At 67.2% G+C, this 1041-nt stretch carries 1 protein-coding gene; it reads right to left on the reverse strand.

Annotation, left to right across the window (positions count from 1 at the left end; all coding sequences use genetic code 11):
* Positions 1–206 precede the first annotated feature (206 nt).
* A partial coding sequence (locus DBR23_RS21375) for a PQQ-dependent sugar dehydrogenase (RefSeq protein ID WP_233250650.1) occupies positions 207–1041 on the reverse strand: 835 nt, incomplete at its 5' end.

The raw sequence follows: 1041 nt of genomic DNA on the forward strand, positions 1-1041 counted from the left end.
GTGCTCGCCAGATCGTCGGGCGCGGTGCCCGGATTGACCGAGGTCGCAGGAGGGGCGGTGGGCGTGGCAGGGGAAGAGGTGGTGGGCTCAGCATGCATCGCGCCAGCCTATACCGAAAATACGCGCCCAGCCTGCGGGATCACCCCGGGTCCGCCGGTTCGGTCACCCATCTCCGGGCTTGCTTGACCTGCATCAAGCAAAACCGGTCATGGGGCCGCAGCGGGCTGCAAGCGCAGCAACCGTCCCTGCGGGCTGTCGGTCAGCAGGTACAACAAGCCGTCTGGCCCCTGGCGTACGTCGCGGATGCGCTCGCCATTGCCTTGCAACAGCCGCTCCTCCTTTTGCACCTTGCCGCCAGACACTTCCAGCCGGTGCAGGGTACCAAACTTGAGCGACCCGACGAACAAACTGCCCTGCCACGCCGTGCCGTAGCGCGTGCTGGTCAGAAACGCCATGCCCGAAGGGGCGATGGACGGTGTCCAGTGGTGCAGTGGCTGTTCCATGCCGGAGCGGGCCGTGCCCTCGCCCATCTTTCCGCCGCCGTAGTTTTCGCCGTAAGTGATGACAGGCCAGCCGTAGTTGCGCCCGGGCTGGGGCAGATTGATTTCGTCGCCGCCCTGCGGGCCATGTTCGTGCATCCACAGCTTGCCGTCGGGGCCCATCGTGGCGCCCTGGGGGTTGCGGTGGCCGTAGCTCCAGATCTCGGGCAAGGCGCCGGGCTGCTTCACGTAAGGGTTGTCGGGCGGCGCTGCTCCGTCGGGCGTGATACGGATGACCTTGCCGTGGTGGTTGTCGAGCTTTTGGGCATCGTCCTTGCGGTGGTAGCGCTCGCCCAGCGCCACAAACAGGTTGCCGTCGCTGGCCTGGGCAATGCGGCAGCCAAAGTGCAGCGCGCTCTCCACCTTGGGCCGCTGGCTGAAGATGACGCGCACCTCCTGAAGGCTGCTGGCGTCGGCCGACAAGGTGGCGCGCGCCACCGCCGTGCTGTTGCCTGCCGCGCCACCCGCTGCGGGCTCGGCAAAACAGAAGTGGATGCGGCGG

Source organism: Acidovorax sp. HMWF018, from assembly GCF_003061035.1.
Lineage (GTDB): Bacteria > Pseudomonadota > Gammaproteobacteria > Burkholderiales > Burkholderiaceae_C > Acidovorax > Acidovorax delafieldii.